This is a genomic window from Variovorax sp. 10N432 (assembly GCF_056394465.1).
The window spans coordinates 1-19,168 of record NZ_JBFTHX010000043.1; the positions used below are offsets into that span (position 1 = coordinate 1).

Annotated in this window: 18 protein-coding genes and 1 pseudogene; 7 read left to right on the forward strand and 12 right to left on the reverse strand. The window is 66.9% G+C overall.

Annotated elements, in window-relative coordinates:
* The coding region (locus tag AC1DF3_RS31060) for a transposase (protein ID WP_478141928.1) at positions 1–326 on the forward strand (326 nt) is incomplete at its 5' end.
* Between the two features lie 136 nt (positions 327–462).
* On the opposite strand, the gene AC1DF3_RS31065 is transcribed toward AC1DF3_RS31060, so the two are convergent.
* Positions 463–933 (reverse strand): hypothetical protein, encoded by a 471-nt coding sequence (locus AC1DF3_RS31065; protein ID WP_478141929.1) that lies wholly within the window; start codon positions 931–933, stop codon positions 463–465.
* A 193-nt stretch (positions 934–1,126) separates the two neighbouring features.
* Between AC1DF3_RS31065 and AC1DF3_RS31070 the strand changes: the two genes are divergently transcribed.
* From AC1DF3_RS31070 to fdhD, 3 genes are read left to right on the forward strand one after another with little or no spacing between them, the layout of a single operon-like run.
* Positions 1,127–1,573: a hypothetical protein gene (locus AC1DF3_RS31070; protein WP_478141930.1), complete on the forward strand. Its 447-nt coding sequence runs from the start codon at positions 1,127–1,129 to the stop codon at positions 1,571–1,573.
* A complete protein-coding gene (locus AC1DF3_RS31075; protein ID WP_478141931.1) occupies positions 1,570–3,882 on the forward strand; it encodes an FdhF/YdeP family oxidoreductase in 2,313 nt (770 codons plus the stop codon). The genes AC1DF3_RS31070 and AC1DF3_RS31075 overlap by 4 nt, the downstream gene beginning before the upstream one ends.
* A gap of 41 nt (positions 3,883–3,923) precedes the next feature.
* A complete protein-coding gene (gene fdhD, locus AC1DF3_RS31080; RefSeq protein WP_478141965.1) occupies positions 3,924–4,709 on the forward strand; it encodes a formate dehydrogenase accessory sulfurtransferase FdhD in 786 nt (261 codons plus the stop codon).
* A 604-nt stretch (positions 4,710–5,313) separates the two neighbouring features.
* Here the strand turns inward: fdhD and AC1DF3_RS31085 are convergent.
* The 3 genes from AC1DF3_RS31085 to AC1DF3_RS31095 form a co-directional block, all read right to left on the reverse strand.
* A complete protein-coding gene (locus AC1DF3_RS31085) occupies positions 5,314–6,135 on the reverse strand; it encodes an alpha/beta fold hydrolase (protein ID WP_478141932.1) in 822 nt (273 codons plus the stop codon).
* A gap of 79 nt (positions 6,136–6,214) precedes the next feature.
* Positions 6,215–8,314 (reverse strand): ATP-binding protein, encoded by a 2,100-nt coding sequence (locus AC1DF3_RS31090; protein ID WP_478141933.1) that lies wholly within the window; start codon positions 8,312–8,314, stop codon positions 6,215–6,217.
* Between the two features lie 4 nt (positions 8,315–8,318).
* Positions 8,319–8,678: a response regulator transcription factor gene (locus AC1DF3_RS31095; RefSeq protein WP_478141934.1), complete on the reverse strand. Its 360-nt coding sequence runs from the start codon at positions 8,676–8,678 to the stop codon at positions 8,319–8,321.
* A gap of 160 nt (positions 8,679–8,838) precedes the next feature.
* Between AC1DF3_RS31095 and AC1DF3_RS31100 the strand changes: the two genes are divergently transcribed.
* Positions 8,839–9,573 (forward strand): response regulator, encoded by a 735-nt coding sequence (locus tag AC1DF3_RS31100; protein WP_478141935.1) that lies wholly within the window; start codon positions 8,839–8,841, stop codon positions 9,571–9,573.
* A 38-nt stretch (positions 9,574–9,611) separates the two neighbouring features.
* On the opposite strand, the gene AC1DF3_RS31105 is transcribed toward AC1DF3_RS31100, so the two are convergent.
* The 6 genes and pseudogenes from AC1DF3_RS31105 to AC1DF3_RS31130 all read right to left on the reverse strand — a co-directional run.
* The gene (locus tag AC1DF3_RS31105; RefSeq protein ID WP_478141936.1) at positions 9,612–10,133 is read right to left on the reverse strand and encodes a Dps family protein; all 522 of its coding nucleotides are present in this window, start codon (positions 10,131–10,133) and stop codon (positions 9,612–9,614) included.
* A 49-nt stretch (positions 10,134–10,182) separates the two neighbouring features.
* Positions 10,183–10,644: a hypothetical protein gene (locus AC1DF3_RS31110; protein WP_478141937.1), complete on the reverse strand. Its 462-nt coding sequence runs from the start codon at positions 10,642–10,644 to the stop codon at positions 10,183–10,185.
* 243 nt (positions 10,645–10,887) lie between these two features.
* The gene (locus tag AC1DF3_RS31115) at positions 10,888–11,196 is read right to left on the reverse strand and encodes a UBP-type zinc finger domain-containing protein (protein WP_478141938.1); all 309 of its coding nucleotides are present in this window, start codon (positions 11,194–11,196) and stop codon (positions 10,888–10,890) included.
* Between the two features lie 10 nt (positions 11,197–11,206).
* Complete coding sequence (locus AC1DF3_RS31120; RefSeq protein WP_478141939.1) at positions 11,207–12,463, reverse strand: NAD(P)/FAD-dependent oxidoreductase; 1,257 nt, start codon at positions 12,461–12,463, stop codon at positions 11,207–11,209.
* A 20-nt stretch (positions 12,464–12,483) separates the two neighbouring features.
* Entirely contained in the window at positions 12,484–13,623 is a 1,140-nt protein-coding gene (locus AC1DF3_RS31125) for an FAD binding domain-containing protein (protein ID WP_478141940.1), read from the reverse strand.
* 176 nt (positions 13,624–13,799) lie between these two features.
* Positions 13,800–14,417, reverse strand: a pseudogene (locus AC1DF3_RS31130) (Bug family tripartite tricarboxylate transporter substrate binding protein); the annotation flags it as partial.
* Between the two features lie 340 nt (positions 14,418–14,757).
* On the opposite strand from AC1DF3_RS31130, the gene AC1DF3_RS31135 reads away from it, so the two are divergent.
* Together AC1DF3_RS31135 and AC1DF3_RS31140 are read left to right on the forward strand one after the other, a co-directional pair.
* Complete coding sequence (locus AC1DF3_RS31135) at positions 14,758–16,446, forward strand: flavin monoamine oxidase family protein (RefSeq protein WP_478141966.1); 1,689 nt, start codon at positions 14,758–14,760, stop codon at positions 16,444–16,446.
* The gene (locus AC1DF3_RS31140) at positions 16,443–17,255 is read left to right on the forward strand and encodes a carbon-nitrogen hydrolase family protein (RefSeq protein ID WP_478141941.1); all 813 of its coding nucleotides are present in this window, start codon (positions 16,443–16,445) and stop codon (positions 17,253–17,255) included. Before AC1DF3_RS31135 ends, AC1DF3_RS31140 begins: the two co-directional genes overlap by 4 nt.
* Before the next feature lie 34 nt (positions 17,256–17,289).
* Here AC1DF3_RS31140 and AC1DF3_RS31145 read toward each other — a convergent pair whose 3' ends face one another.
* A complete protein-coding gene (locus AC1DF3_RS31145) occupies positions 17,290–18,210 on the reverse strand; it encodes a helix-turn-helix domain-containing protein (protein ID WP_478141942.1) in 921 nt (306 codons plus the stop codon).
* 25 nt (positions 18,211–18,235) lie between these two features.
* Entirely contained in the window at positions 18,236–19,165 is a 930-nt protein-coding gene (locus AC1DF3_RS31150) for a 2-hydroxyacid dehydrogenase (protein WP_478141943.1), read from the reverse strand.
* Positions 19,166–19,168: the final 3 nt, after the last annotated feature.

The window sequence follows — 19,168 nt, forward strand, 5'->3', positions numbered from 1 at the left end:
ATCGTCAACACCGAATCGTCAACACCGATCAAGGTAGCCAGTTCAGCAGCTGCGATTTTGTCGCCGAGGTGAAGCGCATAGGCGCGCGCCAGAGCATGGACGGCAAGGGCTGTTGGCGGGACAACGTCTTCGTCGAGCGGCTGTGGAAGAGCGTGAAATACGAGGACGTGTACCTGAAGGCCTACGACAGTGTCAGTGCCGCAAGGTTGAACTTGGCCGCTTACTTCGATTTCTACAACGCGCGGCGGCCCCATCAATCGCACGACGGATGCACTCCAGACATGGTCTACTTCGCCACGCTACCCGCAATGAAGGAGGCTGCCTGATGGGTCGAACCATGAGTACATGGCTCAACCAGGGCGCCTCCGGCGGCCTGGCAGGGGCCTGAAGATTGAAAGAATCAAACCGCAGCCAATCCACTTAACTCAGGTCGATGCGTGTTCAGACGACCGGAGCCGGCTCTCAGAACGGGTTGACGAGCATCTGTTCTTCACGCATCACGGCGGAGAACGCCAGGCTTCCGGTGCTGTCGTGTGCCCCATTGTCCGTGAACTTGGCAAAGTAGGCTCGAGCAGGGTCGATCGAATTCCTGCAGACCGCAACGAGGTGAACCCTCAGCTCGGGATCGTCGAGTGCAAATGGAAAGGGCTGGCTGCACTTGCGGTCCAGGAACAGTTCGCTGCGCCCCGACCTGATGTACCTTTCTGCGCCTCGGAGTTGGTCGAGCGATCCAAGAACTGACTGGCGCAACCATCGCCCCCAGTTGACCTTGATGTCGCCCGTGCTCGGGAACTTGATGTCCTTTTCAGAAAAGAGAATGACGTCTTTGCCGAACACGACGATGAGGTCGACTACCTCATGCTTTATGGTCCTCCCGCCCTTGACCATCCTTCGATGAACGGACGGGTAGGACCACAAGCCGAAGAACGCCATATCAGCGAGCTTCGTGAGCTCGCGCTCGCCTGGGGTGCTTGCCGCGTCGGTTCATGGGACTGATATGTTGCAGATGAAATGTTCGCACAGAAGGTTGATGCGAAGCAGAAATGCAGGGGGTGGACGATCAAGGCCAGCAAGACTTTTCAACCCTTCTACCTTTGCAGTGACCTCCGTGATTCACGTTCAAACCATGGATTCGATCCCCGCTCGCGAAACTGTTTCACCGTTCGCGACGTTGCTGTCACCGGCGCTGATCCTGATTCTGGCCGGCGGTGCTGGCGCCGTGGTGGCGGCGCTCTACTACAGCCAGCCGATGCTCGGCATCCTGGGGCCCGACATCGGGTCCTCGGCTCGGGCTGTCGGGCTGATGCCCACGCTCACGCAGATGGGCTACGTCCTGGGCATCATCTATCTCGCGCCGCTTGGCGACCGCTTCGACGGGCGCCGAATCGTCCTGCCCAATGCGGTGCTCTTCACGAGCATGTTCATCGGCATGGCGGTCGGCTCGGCACTGGGTGCCCTCTTGCTCGCGCGATGGGGGTGGATCGCGGTCACCGCGCTGTCCATGATCGCGGCCTCGGCCGCGCTGGCGCTGCGCTGCTGGCCGCAAACGAAGCCGGGGAGCCTGGCGTCATGAACGATTCGGGAATCCGCAAATACGAACACCCGGCCGGCGGCTGGGACGCGCTGGGTGCCGTCGCCAAGGCCATCCACGGCCAGATGAACACGATCTCGGGCACCCGCATCATGCTCCGGAACAACCAGCCCGACGGCTTCGATTGCCCGGGCTGCGCCTGGCCCGACCCGAAGCACACCTCGGCCTTCGAGTTCTGCGAGAACGGCGCCAAGGCGGTCACCTGGGAGGCGACGCGCAAGCGGGCGACGCCCGAGGTGTTCGAGCGCCACACCGTCACCGAACTGCTGGCCTGGAACGACCACGACATCGAGGATCTCGGTCGGCTCACGCACCCGATGGCCTACGACGCGGCCAGCGACCGCTACGTCGCGATCGGCTGGGACGAAGCGAACGCGCGGATCGCCGCCGTGCTGAAGGCACTGCCGGACCCCGGCATGGCGGAGTTCTACACCTCGGGCCGGGCGTCGAACGAGGCGGCGTTCCTCTACCAGCTCTTCGTGCGCGCCTACGGCACCAACAACTTTCCGGACTGCTCGAACATGTGCCATGAGGCGACCAGCGTCGGGCTGCCACTTTCGATCGGCATCGGCAAGGGCACGGTGTCGCTGGAAGACTTCGACCATGCCGACCTGATCATCTCGATGGGTCACAACCCGGGCACCAACCACCCGCGGATGATGACGACGCTGCATGCCGCGGCCGGGCGCGGGGCGCCGATCGTGGTCTTCAATCCGCTGCGCGAGCGAGCGCTGGAGCGCTTCGCGGCACCGCAGGATCCGATCGAGATGGCCAGCTTCGGTTCGACCGACATCGCCAGCGACTACCTCCAGGTGAAGGTGGGCGGCGATGCAGCGGCGCTCAAGGGCGTGATGAAGGGCGTGCTCGAGATCGATGCTGAGGATCTCGCCGCAGGCGGGCCCGGCGTGCTCGACCGCGCCTTCATCGCCGAGCACACGCAGGGCTTCGAGGCGCTGGTCGAGGACCTTCAGACGACCGCCTGGCATGAGGTGGAGCAGGCTTCGGGCCTGGACCGCGAGGCGCTGCGAAACGTGGCCCGCCTCTACTGCAATGCCAAGGCGGCGATCATCGTCTTCGGCATGGGGATCACGCAGCACCGCCTGGGCACCGACAACGTCCAGCAGATCTCCAACCTGCTGATGCTCCGGGGCAACTACGGCCGGCCCGGTGCCGGCATCTGCCCGGTACGGGGCCACTCCAACGTGCAGGGCAATCGCACCGTGGGCATCGACGAGAAGGCCCCGCTGGCGCTGCGCCAGGGCATCGAACGGGTCTACGGCTTCACGCCACCCGCCGAGCGCGGGCACGACGCCGCCGAGGCGATCGAGGCCATCGCGCAAGGACGATCGAAGTTCCTGATGTGCCTGGGCGGGAACCTCGCGGTGGCGATGGCCGACCCGACGCGGACCTTCGCGGCGATGCGCGGCCTGGAGCTGGGGGTGCACGTCGCCACCAAGCCCAATCGCTCGCACCTGCTGGTGGGCAGGCAGAGCATCCTGCTGCCTTGCCTCGGGCGCACCGAGCTCGACCTGCAGGCCGGCGGCGTGCAGTCGATCACGGTCGAGGATTCGATGTCGATGGTCCATGCGTCGACCGGCCGGCTGCCGCCGCCGTCGGACCAGGTGCGCTCCGAACCGGCGATCGTCGCCGGCATCGCGAAGGCGGTGCTCGCGGGCCGGCATGGCATCGACTGGGATGGCATGGTCACCGACTATGGCCGCATTCGCGACGGCATCGAGAGCGTGCTGGCCGGCTTCGAGGAGTACAACCTGCGGATCCGGCAGCCGGGCGGCTTCCGGCTGCCGATCGGGCCGGCCGAACGCCGCTGGCACACCGCGTCGGGCAAGGCGCAGTTCATTGTGATGCCCGGCGTCCGGGAAGATCCCCGCGCCGCGGGCGCCGGGGTGCTCACCCTGACCACGCTGCGCAGCCACGACCAGTACAACACGACGATCTATGGCTTCGACGACCGCTACCGCGGAATCTTCGGACGCCGGGACGTGGTCTTTCTGCATGCCGACGATCTGGCGGCGCAAGGCATCGCCGCCGGCGATCGCGTCGACCTCGAGGCGGTGCCCTTCGATGGCGAGGCAGCGGCGCCGGGGGCGGTGCTCAGGAACCTGACGGCGGTGGCGTACGACATCCCGAGGGGCTCGGCTGGCGCCTACTATCCCGAGGCCAACGTGCTGGTGGACCTGTCGCACCGCGACCCGCGGAGCGGAACGCCTTCCTACAAGTCGGTGCCGGTGCGGCTGCGGCCAGCGCGCCCGACGCCGGGATCGGTGTCATGAACGCGATCCCGCTTCCCCTGTCGCGTCACACCGTGCATGTGATGGGCCACGACGCCTGCCAGGACACGCTGGCCGCGGAGGTGCCGGTGTCGCTGGTCTTCAACGGCATCGCGCACGCGGTGATGATGGCCACGCCGCAGGACCTCGAGGCCTTCGCACTCGGCTTCGCGTTGAGCGAGGGCATCCTCGACGATGTCCGTGATTGCTTCGACATCGAAGTGCAGCAGGTGCCCGCATGCCGGGCCGGGCTGCCCGCCGAGGTCGACGCGATGCAGGTCGAGCTGACCGTTTCCGCGCGCAGCTTCGATCGGCTCAAGCGTCGCCGTCGCCACATGGCGGGGCAGACGGGCTGCGGTGTCTGCGGGGTCGAGAGCTTCGCGGGCCTCGATCTCGATCTCGCGCCGCGGGCGGCGCCGGGCTGGATCGACAGGGTGGATGCGCCGAGGGTGCTGCGTGCGCTCGATGCGCTGCCGGCGCGTCAGTTGCTGAATGCGCAGGCGGGCGCGATCCATGCGGCCGGCTGGGCGACCCTCGACGGCAGCCTGCTCGACGTGATGGAAGACGTGGGCCGGCACAACGCACTTGACAAACTGCTTGGCACGCTCGCCACGAGCGGGCGACTCATGCAGCCGGGCTTCGTCGTCATGACAAGCCGCGGCAGCCACGAGCTGGTGCGCAAATGCGCGCGCCTGGGCATCGCGGCGCTTTGCACCGTGTCGGCGCCGACCGCGATGGGCGTGCGGATGGCACATCTCGCTGGTGTTCGCCTGTGGGGCTTGTGCCGTGCGCCGCGTGCCGTGCTGTACGCCGCAGGCGTTCGGGCTTGAATAGGCAGACGTAGAGGAAAATCGGTCCGCCCTACAGAATCGTATCCTAGCAGAGGTCGAGCCCGACGCGATCAACACCGCCAGCCCCGACCTTCAGGGGGGGCACCCTTCGATGATTGACTGCGAGATGGCATGAAAGTGCGCCCTCGAATGCTACCTTGGCATCTTCGGGTGTAGGGACGGGCTAATCCGCTCAACCCGTTGTTGCCGCGCTGCTCCTTGTCTCAACGCCACCTGCCGCTGACAGCGCCTGACTGGACCGAACGCGTCGACGTGTCGAGCGAGGTGCTGTATGCGCCGTCCCAACCGCGTTTGTCCCGCACCGATGGCGTTGTCTGATCCACAGACCGACACGCCGAGAATGTCGCATTCGTCAGTCCGACGGTCGCCATCGATGGACACGCGAAGAGGATCATGGAGACAAGCACCCGAGCCTGGCAACCCGACGGTGGAGGACGGCGGCGAGTCCATGCATGCAAGCCCGTGCTGAGGGGCATCGCGATCTCGACGCCGCCTTGCAAGGTCGGCGGATGTCATCCCAGCCAGGGCCTCCACGATCGCCCCACGTGGAGCCCTCCGGGCCAGTGGTGTTGCGCCTGGGTGTTCAGCCCTGGATGAACGCCAGCAGGTCCGCGCTCACCTCGTTCTTGTGCGTCGTGCACATGCCGTGCGGCGCGCCGTTGTAAATCTTCAGCGTGGCGCCTTTCACCAGCTTGGCCGACAGCAGCGCCGAATCCGCGATCGGCACGATCTGGTCGTCGTCGCCGTGCAGGATCAGCGTCGGCACGTCGAACTTCTTCAGATCCTCGGTCAGGTCGGTCTCCGAGAAAGCCTTGACGCAGAAGTACGAGGCCGGCATGCCGGCGGCCATGCCCTGCAGCCAGAATGATTCGCGCACCCCTTCGGACACCTTCGCGCCGGGCCGGTTGTAGCCGTAGAAGGGCATGCTCAGGTCCTTCCAGAACTGCGAACGGTCGGCCAGCACGCCGGCGCGGATGCCGTCGAAGGCTTCGAGCGGGGTGCCGCCCGGATTGGCCTCGGTCTTGACCATCAGCGGCGGCACGGCGCCAATCAGCACCGCCTTGGCGACCCGTCCGGTGCCATGGCGTCCGATGTAGCGGGCAACCTCGCCGCCGCCGGTCGAGTGGCCGACATGGATCGCGTCCTTCAGGTCGAGCTGCTGCACCAGTGCCGCAAGGTCGTCGGCATAGGTGTCCATGTCGTTGCCCTGCCAGGGCTGGCTGGATCGACCGTGGCCGCGGCGATCGTGCGCGATGCAGCGAAAGCCCTGCGAGGCGAGCGCGAACATCTGGTCTTCGAAGGCGTCCGAGGACAGGGGCCAGCCATGGCTGAAGACGACCGGCTGGCCGCTGCCCCAGTCCTTGTAGAAGATCTCGGTGCCGTCGGTCGTGGTGATGCTGCTCATGAGAGTTCCTGTGGGTGAGTGGAGCCTCGACTGTCGGCCTCCCGCATTGCGCCAGCGTTGCAGTCCGCCGGGCCGTGTTTCACCTGCAACCGAGCGTCCGCGCCAGCGTCTCGGCCAGTTCCTGCAGGCCGAGCGGCTTGCGCAGGAGGGCGACCACGCCGGCGTCGCGCGCACGTTGCTCCAGGGCCGCGCCGACGTTGCCGCTGACCAGGATGACCGGCAATCCGGGGCGCAGTGCGAGCAGCCGCCGGGCCAGCTCGCTGCCCGGCAGGCCCGGCAGCATCTCGTCGGTGAGCACGGCATCGAATCGCTGCGGGTAGGCCACGAAGGCCTCGAGTGCGCGTTCGCTCGTGTCGAACCCGACCGGCTCGTAGCCGAGTTCGGCCAGCAGTTCCTCGGCCAGTTCGACCAGGGCGCGCTCGTCGTCGACCACCATCACGACCTGGCCGTCGCCGCGCGGCCAGGTCGGGTCCGGCCGCAGCGCCGGTGCTGCGGATTCGCCCGACACCGGCAGCCAGACCGTGACCTGCGTGCCTCGGCCGGGCTCGGTCGCGATGTCGATCGCGCCGCCCAGATCGGCCACGATGCCGTGCACCATCGAGAGCCCCAGCCCGGTGCCTTCGCCGACCTTCTTGGTCGTGAAGAAAGGATCGAAGGCGCGCTGGAGAACATCGGCCGACATGCCGTGCCCGGTGTCCGAAACCGTCAGCCGAACGCAGGGTCCGGCCGGGCGTTCGCCGTGCAGCGCAGGTCGGGCCGCCTCGGATTGCATTCGTTCGAGCCGTACCTCGATCCGGCCGGCATCGCCGATCGCCTGGGCGGCGTTGGTGCAGAGGTTCATGACCACCTGGTGCAACTGGGTGCCGTCCCCCAGCACGGCGGCGGTGCCGGCCTCCAGCCGCGCATCGATGCCGATCGCCTCCGGCAGGGTGGGACGCAGCATCGCGAGGGACTCCTCGACCACGGCCTGGATCGGGACCGGGACGCGCTCGGCGACTCCGCTGCGGCTGAAGTCCAGGATGCGGCGCACCAGCACGCGAGCCCGTGCGCCGCCCTGCATCACGCGGTCGATGTAGCGCCGCATGTCGCTGCCAGGTGCGGCATGCTGCTGGGCCATCTCGCCAAAGCCCAGGATCGCTCCGAGGATGTTGTTGAAGTCGTGCGCAATGCCGCCGGCCAGGGTGCCGAGCGACTCCAGCCGCTGGGCCTTCTGCAGCCGGGCCTGGAGCGCCGCCTTCTCGGCTTCGCCGGCCTCAAGGCGCCGCAACTGGCGCAGCAGGCCGGCGATGGTCAGCACCACCAGCGCCGTGAGCAGCAGTGTGCGGATGATGCCGCTGCGCATCTCGTCGTGCCAGGGACGCAGGGCGTGGTCCTCGTCGCGCGTCAGGGTCAGCGTGAGCGGCCGCTTGCCGACGCCCACTGCCGCCACCAGCTTGGCCCGGCCGTCGACCGGACTGACGGACCGATCGATCAACGGCGCCCCCTTGAAGGCCGTCAGCTCGGGGTAGCGCCGGTTGGCGTCCAGGCCGGCAGCCTCGGGCTGACGTACCACCAGCGTGCCATCGTCGAGCGTCAGGATCAGCGCGCCGCCTTCTCCCAGATCGATTGCCGAATAGGCGGCCTGCAACTCTTGCAGCGTGACGCTGGCGGTGACCACGCCGTCGAATGTGCCGCCGCGGGTGTTCAGCCGGCGCGACACCACCAGCGCCGGCTGCCGATCGGTCCGAGTGACCACTGGTTCGTTGATGAAGAGACCGCCCGCCGAGCGCTCGCGCTGGCTTTGGAAATAGGGGCGATCGGAGACATCGGCCAGCGCCTCCCCGGTGATCCGCGAGCGGTGGCGCTGCATGCCCTGGGCGTCGACCAGGGTCAGCACACTGACCTGCGACACCCCGACCACGCGCGACGCCAGCGCCGTGGCGACGGCGTCCGCGGGCAGGCCGCGGCCGGTGGTCTCCCACCATTCGCCGGTGTCGCGCAGCAGGACGTCGACGGCCTGCAGGGTCCTGGCGCCTTGCTCGGCCAGGGCCTTGGCCAAGTTGCCGAGTTCGCGCTCGTTGGCGATCGTGATCTGCTGGTGCAGCCGCCAGCCATCGTAGATCGCCGAGCTGGTGAAGGCGGCGATCAGGACCACGCCCGCAGCAATGATCCGCTGCCTCAGGCGCTCACCCGACGTCATGCGGCTAGAGGGCGGCCGCAACGGCGCCGACCAATTCTTCGCGGGTGCAGGGCTTGGCGAGCAGGCGGTCGACGCCCAGGGCCTGGGCGATGTCCGAATCGCGTCCCAAGCTGCGGCCCAGCCGGGTCGAGATACCGATCACGCACGCATGCGGATGGGCCGCATGCACGGCCTGCACCGTCTCGGCGGTCCCGGGGCCCGGCGCGCGTGGGTGCGGCAGATCGAGGATGACCAGGTCGACCTTGTCGTCGGGGGCGGGGTCGTGCCTCGGCAGCGAGCGGACCTCGTGTCCCTCGCTGGCCAGCCACTCGGAGATCAGCATGCGCATAGCGCTATCTTCCTCGATAACAATGATCTTCGACATCGATTCCGTCCTTGTCCTTTGACGGGGCGGCATGGCGCCCCTCTGGCTGCTATTGGCACCGATGCGGGTGCCTGCGTGATGTCAGAATCGGGGCGAACGATTTCACTTGTAATCCGGCGGTAGGCTCTCGTAGGATCGTTTGCACTACGCTCGAAGCGTCATGAACATTGCATCCCCCCACATCCTTGTCGTCGATGATGATCCGGCACTGCGCGAGCTGATGTCGGCTTACCTCTCGGAGAACGAATTCCAGGTGACTGCGGTGGCAAGCGGCGCCGAGATGAACGCGGTTCTCCAGGACCACGTGATCGACCTGGTTATGCTCGACCTGCGCCTGGGCCGCGAGGACGGAATGCAGCTGGCGCGCGGCCTGCGCGACACCAGCGAGGTGCCGGTCATCATCGTGACCGGCAAGCAGGACGAGGCCGATCGGGTGATGGGCCTGGAGATCGCCGCCGACGACTACGTCACCAAGCCTTTCAGCAACCGTGAGATGTTGGCGCGTATCCGAGCGGTGTTGCGGCGCTATCAGGCAAGGACCGATGCCGCCCCGACAGGCCGCAGCACCAAGCGCCGGGCCTTTCGCTTCGCGGGCTGGGAGCTCAACCTGCTGGCACGCCGGCTGACCTCGCCCGAGGGGCAGCGCGTCGAGCTCAGCAACGGCGAGTTCAACTTGCTATTGGCGCTGTGCGAGCAGCCCCAGCGCGTCCTGTCGCGCGACCAGCTGCTGGAGCTGTCGCGGCTGCATGGGGCGGAGGTCTACGACCGCTCGATCGACGTCCAGATCCTGCGGCTGCGGCGCAAGATCGAGGTCGATGCCTCGGCGCCGAAGATGATCCGCACCGAGCGCGGCGCCGGCTACGTGTTCGAACCGCAGGTGCAGGTGCTGCACTGAGCCGAGCCCTCGGCGAGGGCCCGTATCCCGCTTCCGGCTCAGGACTCGCGGCTGGTCTCGAACAGGAACCAGGCGCGCCGCTCGGCCTCGTCGATCCAGTTCTCCAGCAGGCTCGCCGTGGCGACGTCGCCGTGCGCGTCGCACATAGCATGGGCGGCGCGCATGTAGTCGGCCAGGCGCAGGTTGTCCTCGCGCAGCTCGGCCAGCATGTCGCTTGGAGTGACGAAGGGCGCATCGTTGTCCGACAGGCGCTGGTGGCGGGAGATGTCGCCGATCGAGCGCAGCGTGCTGCCGCCTAGCTTGCGGGCGCGCTCGGCCAGCGGGTCGGTTAGGGCGAAGATCTGGTCCGACTGCTCGTCGAGCATCAGGTGGTAGTCGCGAAAGTGCGGGCCGGACATGTGCCAATGGAAGTTCTTCGTCTTCAGGTACAGCGCGAAGCTGTCCGCCAGCAGGGCCGCGAGGCCGGCGCCGATGTCGCGCCGGGCCTCGGCGCCGAGGGCCGTCGGGGTGCGCAAGGGCGCCTGGCGGCGGGCGAGGGTGGATTCGAGCGTGGTGGTCATAGAGGTGGCCTCAGTGAGTTGCTTGAGGTTGCGGGAAGATTGCGTCGACTCAGTGCGCCGAGGCGACGCCGGCGCGAGCGCCTGGCTGCGCACGCATGGCGGAGAGCTCGAACGAGCCGCTGTCTTCTCCGTAGAGTGCATCCAACTGACCGCTCTTCTCGGCTGCGGCGAGTTCCGACTTGACCAGCGCGCGGGGCTCGGTCAGCGACTGGTGGCGCGACAAATAGAACGATCCGCTGTCGGAGCCGTCAAGCACCGCGAGGGTGCGGTCGGTGCGGGCCTGGGCCACCTCGGCCCTCACCCCGGTGCGCGGTTCGCTGGAATGGAACCGGGCCGACAGGTAGGCCGAACCGCTGTCTTCGCCGTCGAAGGCGGCGATCTGGCCACTGGCCTGGGCGGCACCGAGCTGGGCCTTCACCTGCGCGCGAGATAGGCTCTGGGCGGAGGCTCCGGTAGCCGACAGGGCGAGGGTTGCGGCCGCGAGGGCCATCATTGCGCTGAGCTTGGTCATGATTGTTCCTTTACACATCTGCGAGTGGAAGGGGCGCGGCCGACAGATGTGCATCGACGACCCCATGGTGAATCCCTCGACCGGACCGCCTTTGCTCTGCCTTGGCCTTGCGTTGCGATGTCCTGTCTCGGTGTCTCTACTGTCGGAGTCTGGCGTTGCCTGCCGATTGCGTGGCGTGCTGCATGGATTCGTTTGCAATGGCCGCTGTTTCAGACGCAATGGATGCAACCAAGGCCCATCGCATCAGAGGTATCTCGGGATGGGGCCGATCTGCGGCGTGGTGTCAGCGCCCAGGTCGAGGCCGACCCGATCGACGAAGCACCAGCCCCAGCCTTCCGGTGGGTCATAGCCCTCGATGATGGGATGCGCGGTGGCATGGAAATGCGCGCGCGCATGGCGGTTGGGCGACTCGTCGCAGCAGCCCACGTGGCCGCAGGTCCGGCACAGCCGGAGATGGACCCAGGTGCTGCCGGTCGCGAGGCATTCCTCGCAGCCCTTGGCGCTGGGTGTCACCTGCCGGATGCCTGCGGTGTGCGTGCATGGCTTGGTCATTTCGATGTCCTCATGAAGTGGAAAGATGCTGGTGGACGAAGGCTACCGCCATCGCGCCTTCGCCGACCGCGGACGCCACCCGCTTGACCGAACCGTGCCGCACGTCGCCGACCGCGAACGATCCCGGGACACTGGTTTCCAGATGGAAAGGCGGGCGATGAAGCTTCCAGTTCCGATAGTGGTCGGGCGTCACAAGCAAGTCGGGGCCGGTCACCAGGTAGCCCGCGGCATCGCGGACGATGGCTGTGTCGTGGGCCCAGTCGGTGTTGGGCGAGCCGCCGATGCAGACGAACACGCGCCGCGTGGGCAGTGCCTGCACTTGCCCCGTCGAGCGGTCGCGCACGGTGATGCCTTCCAGGAAGCGGTCGCCGGCCAGCGCGATCACTTCGCAACAGGTCACGACCCGGATCCCGGGCGAGTCGACGATCTTGCGCAGCAGGTAGTCCGACAAGGTGTCCGCAAGCCTTTCGCCGCGCACCAGCAGCACCACTTCGCGTGCGTACTGCGACAGGTTCATCGCCGCCTGGCCGGCCGAGTTGCCGCCGCCGACCACATAGACCGTCTCGCCTGCACACATCGGTGCCTCGCTCGATCCGGCGCCGTAGAACAGGCCGGCACCCAGCAAGCGCGCCTCGTCCGGAAGACCGAGGCGGCGCCACTCGATGCCCGTGGCGCAGATGTTGGCGCGGGCCGACAGCTGGCTGCCGTCGGCGAGGTCGACGCGGATGCCGTCGTCGACGAATATCGCGTGCGTTCCCTCGCGCAAGCGCAGGATCTCGGCACCGAAGCGCACCGCCTGCTGGCGCGCGCGCTCCGCGAGGTCGGCGCCGCTGATGCCGTGCGGAAAGCCGAGGTAGTTTTCGATCAGAGACGAACTGCCCGCCTGTCCGCCGATGGCCTGGCGCTCGACCAGCACGGTCTTCAGGCCTTCCGATGCGGCATACACCGCGGCGCTCAGACCGGCCGGCCCGGCGCCGTAGATCGATACGTCGTAGCGTGCCAGCCGCGGCCGGCTCACCCATCCGAGCCGCTGGGCGATCTCGGGCACGCTCGCCGACAGCAGGCGCGTGCCGTCGGGGAACTCGCACACGGGCAGGGCCGGATCGTCGAGCCCGCTGATGCCGGGGAGGCTGCGCGCCGACGCCTCATCGAGCTCGACCCAGTCGTAGGCGACCACGCTTCGGCTCAGGAAGTCGCGGATCTCGAAGGCCCGCGGCGAGTTCGGAGCCCCGAGCAGGCGAACCGCGGCCGAAGATGCCGGCGGCATGGGGGACGATGCCGGGCGCGTCATGAGATCCCCATGATCTGGTTGCCGATCGAAACGCCCCATGCGCCCATCGAGGCACCAGCGCTCAACTGCTCCGCTTCCCAGGCCGCGAGCCGGTTGTCGATTCGGCCGTTGCCTGGCGCCAAGGCTTTCGCGAGCGCCAGCGCGTTGGCTGCCGCCTTTGCCGTGCTGCCTGCGGTGTGCGGGCGCGGCATGAAGGCGGCGTCGCCGATCAGCACCGTGCGTCCGAACACCATGCGCGGGACCGCCAGGTCGAGAATGGCTTGAACGAAGGGTGCTTCGGTAGCGAGCACCAGTTCGCGCAGGCTCGGCGCCAGGAGTTGCCGCGCATCTCGGCGCAAGGCGGCGATCGGCGCATCCCTCGGTGCGTCGGGCGGCAAGGAAAACGCGTGTGCCACGCCGTCGCGATCCGTGAGCAGTTCGGCCAGCGGCGCGCCTGCCGGCACCTTGCGGTACCAGACCCAGTTCCAACGCCGGGCGCCTTCGGCCACGGACCCGTCTTCGCCGGGAACGCGGTATTCCAGCAAGAGATGGTCGCGCCCCTCCTGGAACACGAAGGCGCTGCCGAGTCTTGCGGCCGCAGCGCGACCCAGTGCCGCCTCGGGGACCAGGCCGCGCCAGGCCACATAGCCTGCATACGCCGGCTTGATTCCCGGCAGCAGTTGGCTGCGCACGGTGGAGCCCGCGCCGTCGGCGCCGATCAGCAGGTCGCCCCTCTCCATCCGGCCGCTCGCGAACAGCACCGTCACGCGCTCGCCCGATTCCTTGAAGCTCACCAGCCTCTCACCCGCGTGGATGCAGTGGGCCGGCAGCGCCTTTCGCATGGCGCCGTAGAGCATGTTCCACGAGGTCTGGGTCTGCGGCATGAAGGCACGGTGGACCACGCCGTCCTCGGCGTCCAGATAGATGCGGTCGCCCGATCGCACGCCCTGCGCGTCGGTGTGGCCGACGCCGGCGAAGCGGAAGGCGGCCAGCACATCGGGCTGCAGCACGATGCCGCCGCCGCGGCTGTCGAGTGCGTCCGGCGAGCGCTCGAAGACTGCGACATCCCAACCGACGGCGCGCAGGGTGGACGCCGCGAACAGGCCGCTCAGCGAGCCGCCGGCGATGATCGCGCGAGGGCGTTGCGGCGTGGTCATGTGGAAAGCCCGGCAGCGAGGGGTTGGAGGGCGTGCGGTGCGAGGTGGCGAGGCGACATCGGTGCTCCTTGTGTGCCGCGACTGGTGCGACGCTTCGACTGTCGGTGACCGGCGTTTCCGGCCGATTTCACGCGACGGGCGAGCCTTACAGATGCAAGAATCCGGCTCGCCGCGCGCTACTCCTTCATGCCTGCGAAGTCGACGATGCGCTTGTATTCCACGGCGTCCCTGGCCATCAACTGCGGCAGGTTCTCGTCGCCGCGGCCGACCACCACGCCGATGCGCTCGAGCTTCTGCCGGACCGTTGCGTCCTGCAGCGTCTCGCGCAGTGCGCGCTGCAGCCTGGCCAGCGTGTCGGGCGCCAGCCCGCGCGGCGCCATCAGCGCGTACCAGGCCACCAGGTCGTAGCCCTCGAGGGCCGGATGCTCGCCCAGCGCCGGAACGCCGGGCATCAGCGCGATGCGCCGGGCACTCGTCACCGCGATCGGGACGATGCGCCCGCCATCGATGAAGGGCTTGGCCGCGCCCGGTCCGAGGAATGCGAACTCGATCGCACCGCCCGCAAGGTCGCTGCCGATGTTGCCGGCACCGCGGTAGGGAACGTGGGTGATCGAGAGTCCGGCCTGCTTCTTCACGAGCTCGCCGGAGAAATGCAGCATCGATCCGATGCCCGAGGTGCCGTAGCTCAGCTGGCCGGGCTTCTGGCGGGCGACGGAGACGAACTGCGCCAGCGAGGTCACGCCGCTCTGCGTCGATGCGACCAGCACCAGGGGAATGCTGCCGACGTAGCCAACCGGCGACGTGGCCGAGACGCTCGATCACGTTCGCGGCGTGTTCGCCGCGCCCGCGGCCAGCAGTCTTGGCCCGCCCGATCAACATTCGGGGCCCGTTGGAGCCTGTGTCGGAACGGCCCCCAACATAGACTGGATTCAGTCGAGTTCGAGCGATAGAACGGCGTCCATCAGCCAATGCAATGCGTTGGCTGGGATGGACAGCGCTTGATCATCTTCGTACTGATCTTGGCTCGATCGCCAGCAACGCCATTGGTTCGGGCTCCCGAATCGACCTGAGCTGCAGCAGTTGATTTTCTCGGAACTGCCTACTCGCCACCCTTCTGCAAGATTCGCCTTGACCATGCCACTCCGCTCTACGGGCCCTTCAACGAACACCAACCATCGTCCAGTCACGGTCTTCGGCCCCGACTTCCCCTTCGCGTTCGACGAATGGGTCCGACACCCCGCCGGGTTGGGAGTGTTGCCGCCAGAGCATCATGGTGCCGAGGTCGCCATCGTAGGTGCCGGCATGGCTGGGATCGTGGCGGCCTATGAGCTGATGAAGCTCGGGCTCAAGCCGGTCATTTACGAGGCATCGAAGCTGGGCGGCCGCCTCCGCTCGCAGGCATTCGAAGGTGGCCAAGGCGTGATCGCCGAACTCGGCGGGATGCGCTTCCCGGTCTCAGGCACCACCTTCTACCAGTACGTCAAAGAGCTGGGCCTGGAGACGCGGCCGTTCCCGAATCCACTCACGCCAGCATCCGGAAGCACGGTGGTGGATCTCGAGGGGTTGACGCACTACGCGGAGAAGCTGTCAGATCTCCCGCCGATGTTCAGGCAGGTTGCGGATGCCTGGCGCGACGCGCTGCAGGACGGCGCGCAGTTCACCGAGATTCAGGACGCGATCCGCAAGCGGGATGTGCCGACCCTGAAGTCGCTCTGGAACCGACTGGTTCCATTGTGGGACGATCGCACGTTCTACGACTTCGTTGCCACCTCCAAGGCGTTCGCCAGCCTGTCGTTCCAGCACCGCGAGGTGTTCGGCCAGGTCGGATTCGGTACCGGTGGGTGGGACTCCGATTTCCCCAACTCGATGCTGGAGATCCTTCGCGTCGTGATGACGAACTGCGATGAAGACCAAAGACTGATCGTTGGCGGTGTGGAGCAGGTACCGCTTGGCCTCTGGCAACACGCGCCGAGCGAACTCGTCCATTGGCCCGCAGGAACCACGTTGGCCAGCCTGCACGGAGGAGCGCCGCGCGCGGGTGTGGAGGCCATTCGTCGGCGGCAGGACGGTCGCCTGGACGTGATCGATCGCTGGGGGGGGCAGCGGTCCTACGCTGCAGTCCTGGCCACATGCCAGAGCTGGCTCCTCACGACCCAGATCGAATGCGACGAATCCCTGTTCTCGCACAAGATGTGGATGGCGCTCGACCGGACGCGCTACATGCAGTCGAGCAAGACCTTCGTCATGGTCGATCGTCCCTTCTGGAAGGACAAGGATCCCGAAACGGGCCGCGATCTGATGAGCATGACACTCACGGATCGCCTCACGCGCGGAACCTACCTGTTCGACAATGGTCCCGACAAACCCGGCGTCATCTGCCTGTCCTACGCCTGGATGGGCGACGCACTGAAGATGTTGCCGCAGTCTTCGGAAAAGCGCGTCAAGCTCGCGCTGGGTGCCTTGAAAAAAATCTATCCGAAGGTGGACATCGCCAGCCACATCATCGGTGACCCGATCACGATTTCTTGGGAAGCCGACCCGCATTTCCTCGGCGCGTTCAAGGGCGCACTACCCGGCCACTACCGCTACAACCAGCGCATGTTCGCGCACTTCATGCAGGACGATATGCCGGACTCGGAGCGTGGGATTTTCATCGCAGGAGACGACGTCTCCTGGACGCCGGCATGGGTGGAAGGCGCCGTGCAAACCTCGCTCAACGCGGTGTGGGGCATTCTGCGGCACTTCGGCGGGCGTACCCACAGCTGCAACCCTGGCCCTGGTGACGTTTTCGGAGCCATCGGTCCGATGGTGCTGCCGGAATGAACGCGTTGTGTCTTGCGTTGCTCCAATGCGAGTCTGCACCGGGCGATGTCTCGATGAACCTGCAGAGGCTCGACCGGGCATGCCAGGAATCGGCCGCTGCAGGCGCGCATCTGATCGTCACGCCCGAGATGTTTCTGACCGGCTACAACATCGGGCGGTCCGCGGCCGCCGCTTTCGCGGAAGCGCCGGGTGGCGAACGCACGACGGCCGTGGGCGATCTTGCAAGGCGTCACAAGATCGCGATCGTCTTCGGCCACCCTGAGCGCGACGAAAGCGGTGGAGTCGGCAACATGGCAGTCTGCGTGGACGCCGATGGTCGGGTCGTGGGCCGCCATCAGAAGACACATCTGTTCGATGAACTCGATCGCCACATGTTCATCGCAGGCACACGCGGCGGGCGCCCATTCGATCTCCATGGCTGGAAGATCGGGATGCTGATCTGCTACGACGTCGAATTTCCTGAGAACGCACGCAGCCTCGCGCTGCAAGATGCGGACCTGATCGTCGTCCCGACGGCGAACATGAAGGGATACGATTTTGTCTCGCGGCACCTGGTGCCGACCCGCGCTTACGAGAACCAGCTGTTCATCGCCTATGCGAATTTCTGCGGACAGGAAGCCGGAATCGCCTACGACGGACTGAGCCTTGTGGTCGCACCCGATGGTACCCCGCTCGCGCAAGGTGACCGCACCCCATCGCTGGTGCTCGCGCGACTGGAGCGGGCCACCTTGGCCGCCGAGAGAAAGCGCCTTGGACATCTCGGGCTGTGCCGCGAGAAACGGGTCGGCGATCCGGATGTCGAGGACTGACGATCCGCAGCCTGGCGCCATGAGCCGCAGCCGTTCAGCCCTTGGCCGTCGGGCCCGATGCGAGCATCCGCCCGAGGCCTTCATTGCCGACGAGGGGCTGTGCCTGCTTGCGGACATCGGTGGGTGAGCGGCCATCGAGCCGGCGCATGGCATGGCTGAGCGCAGCGCCGCTGTCGAAGCCGACCCGGAACGCAATCTCGCTGATCGGCAGATCGGTTCCGCCCAGCAGCTCGCGCGCCGTCTGCAGTCGCACACGCTGCTGAAACTCCCCGACGGAAAGCCCGGTCGCAGCACGAAACAGCCGAGTGATGTGGCGCCGCGATGCACCGAAGCGCTCGCTCAGGGCGTCGAGGGGAATGTCTTCGTCCGCGTGCCGTGCGAGGTATTCCTTCAGTTCGGCCACCAGTGCCATGCCGTGCTCGGCCCTGGCGACGACCGAAAGCACCCGGCCGGAGATGACTTCCGCGACGCATTGAATGAGCAACGCGACCGCCAGCGAGCGGGCAAGCTTGGCGTGGCCATAGCTGCCGTCGTCGGCCCTGGTGGCAAGCTCCTGAAGCATACGGATGCTTGGCGTGCGCCGCATCAGCACCGCGGTACGTGTACGACGGTGAAATTCGGTCAAAGAGCCCACCTCGCTGTCGAGCCGGCTCAGCATCGAGCCCGTCACATAGAGGGCGACATGGTCGTTGACCCCCGTGCCGGCCTGGGTCATGTGGGCACGGTGGGGCGGTACGACGACGAAGCGGTCATGCGTCAGCCAGGTTCCTTCGCGGCGGTCCTCGTGCTGGAACTCCATCGTGCCGCGGCTCGGCAGGATGAACATCACGCAATCGTGCCAGTGCCAGGGCTGCGCATACGCACCGCTGCTGGCTTGCGCCGCATGCCCGTCGTCGGCGGCGATCTGCCAGCCTTCGACTGTTTCCTGGCAGAGTTGCTCAAAGGATCGCAGCATGGGCGAACGGATGCAGATGTGAGTCCTAGTAGCCGGCCGATCGTTCGACGACCCGCAGCAATGGCGCGCCCGACAGGAGTCGTTCGCAGTTCTCAGCGATCTGGTCCACGACATCCGGCAGCGGCATCACGGCGGCCATGTGGGGTGTGACCAGGATGCCGGGGTGGTCCCAGAGCACGTTGTCGGATGAAAGGGGCTCTTCGTTGAAGACATCCATCACGGCGCCTCCCAGTTGGCCGGAATCCAGGGCTGCAACGAGATCCTCCTCGTTGAGCTGCGGGCCTCGGCCGCACTGAATGAGCCTGGCGCCAGGCTTGAGGCGCGCGAACAGGCTGCGGTCGAGAATGCCCGTTGTTTCGCTCGTCAGCGGCAGCATGCACACCAGGATGTCCAACTCGCGCAGGAACGGGCCGAGGCCCGCGTCGCCTGCATGGACGTGCACCCCGTCGACGGGCTTGCCGGATCGCGACCAGCCCCGCACGTCATAGCCTCTGCGGTACAGGGTTGCGGCGATCTGCTGCCCGATCTGGCCCAGCCCCATGATGCCGACGGTCACCTGGCTCGCGCGTCGGTTCGGAGGACGTTGCCAGGTCTTCTCGCGTTGGCGGCGGGCTGCCAGATCGAACCCCCGGTGGTAGTAGAGGGTGCACCAAAGCACATATTCGTCCATCCGCCTCACCTGGTCGTCATCGAGCACCTTGCAGACGGGCACGTCGGGAAGTGTGGGGTCCGCGAGCAGGTGATCGACGCCGACGCCGATCGAGTGCGCCATGCGCACGGCGGGCAATTGGTGCCAGATGCCATGGGGCTGGTTCCAGCACACAGCCACCTGCGCTGCGCTCGCGGCCGCGTCCGTGGATTTGACGATCGACCAGTCCGGGAGCCGCTTCTCGAGCAACTCCTTGATCAACGCGCTGTTGTGCAGAAAAGGCCCTGCGAGTGCCAGCACGGGCATGGC

Bases quoted from the DNA above. Each gene is read 5' to 3' on its own strand.
- AC1DF3_RS31065 (WP_478141929.1), bottom strand. From the start codon at position 933: ATGGCGTTCTTCGGCTTGTGGTCCTACCCGTCCGTTCATCGAAGGATG.
- AC1DF3_RS31070 (WP_478141930.1), top strand. From the start codon at position 1,127: ATGGATTCGATCCCCGCTCGCGAAACTGTTTCACCGTTCGCGACGTTG.
- AC1DF3_RS31075 (WP_478141931.1), top strand. From the start codon at position 1,570: ATGAACGATTCGGGAATCCGCAAATACGAACACCCGGCCGGCGGCTGG.
- fdhD (WP_478141965.1), top strand. From the start codon at position 3,924: ATGGGCCACGACGCCTGCCAGGACACGCTGGCCGCGGAGGTGCCGGTG.
- AC1DF3_RS31085 (WP_478141932.1), bottom strand. From the start codon at position 6,135: ATGAGCAGCATCACCACGACCGACGGCACCGAGATCTTCTACAAGGAC.
- AC1DF3_RS31090 (WP_478141933.1), bottom strand. From the start codon at position 8,314: ATGACGTCGGGTGAGCGCCTGAGGCAGCGGATCATTGCTGCGGGCGTG.
- AC1DF3_RS31095 (WP_478141934.1), bottom strand. From the start codon at position 8,678: ATGTCGAAGATCATTGTTATCGAGGAAGATAGCGCTATGCGCATGCTG.
- AC1DF3_RS31100 (WP_478141935.1), top strand. From the start codon at position 8,839: ATGAACATTGCATCCCCCCACATCCTTGTCGTCGATGATGATCCGGCA.
- AC1DF3_RS31105 (WP_478141936.1), bottom strand. From the start codon at position 10,133: ATGACCACCACGCTCGAATCCACCCTCGCCCGCCGCCAGGCGCCCTTG.
- AC1DF3_RS31110 (WP_478141937.1), bottom strand. From the start codon at position 10,644: ATGACCAAGCTCAGCGCAATGATGGCCCTCGCGGCCGCAACCCTCGCC.
- AC1DF3_RS31115 (WP_478141938.1), bottom strand. From the start codon at position 11,196: ATGACCAAGCCATGCACGCACACCGCAGGCATCCGGCAGGTGACACCC.
- AC1DF3_RS31120 (WP_478141939.1), bottom strand. From the start codon at position 12,463: ATGCCGCCGGCATCTTCGGCCGCGGTTCGCCTGCTCGGGGCTCCGAAC.
- AC1DF3_RS31125 (WP_478141940.1), bottom strand. From the start codon at position 13,623: ATGACCACGCCGCAACGCCCTCGCGCGATCATCGCCGGCGGCTCGCTG.
- AC1DF3_RS31135 (WP_478141966.1), top strand. From the start codon at position 14,758: ATGCCACTCCGCTCTACGGGCCCTTCAACGAACACCAACCATCGTCCA.
- AC1DF3_RS31140 (WP_478141941.1), top strand. From the start codon at position 16,443: ATGAACGCGTTGTGTCTTGCGTTGCTCCAATGCGAGTCTGCACCGGGC.
- AC1DF3_RS31145 (WP_478141942.1), bottom strand. From the start codon at position 18,210: ATGCTGCGATCCTTTGAGCAACTCTGCCAGGAAACAGTCGAAGGCTGG.
- AC1DF3_RS31150 (WP_478141943.1), bottom strand. From the start codon at position 19,165: ATGCCCGTGCTGGCACTCGCAGGGCCTTTTCTGCACAACAGCGCGTTG.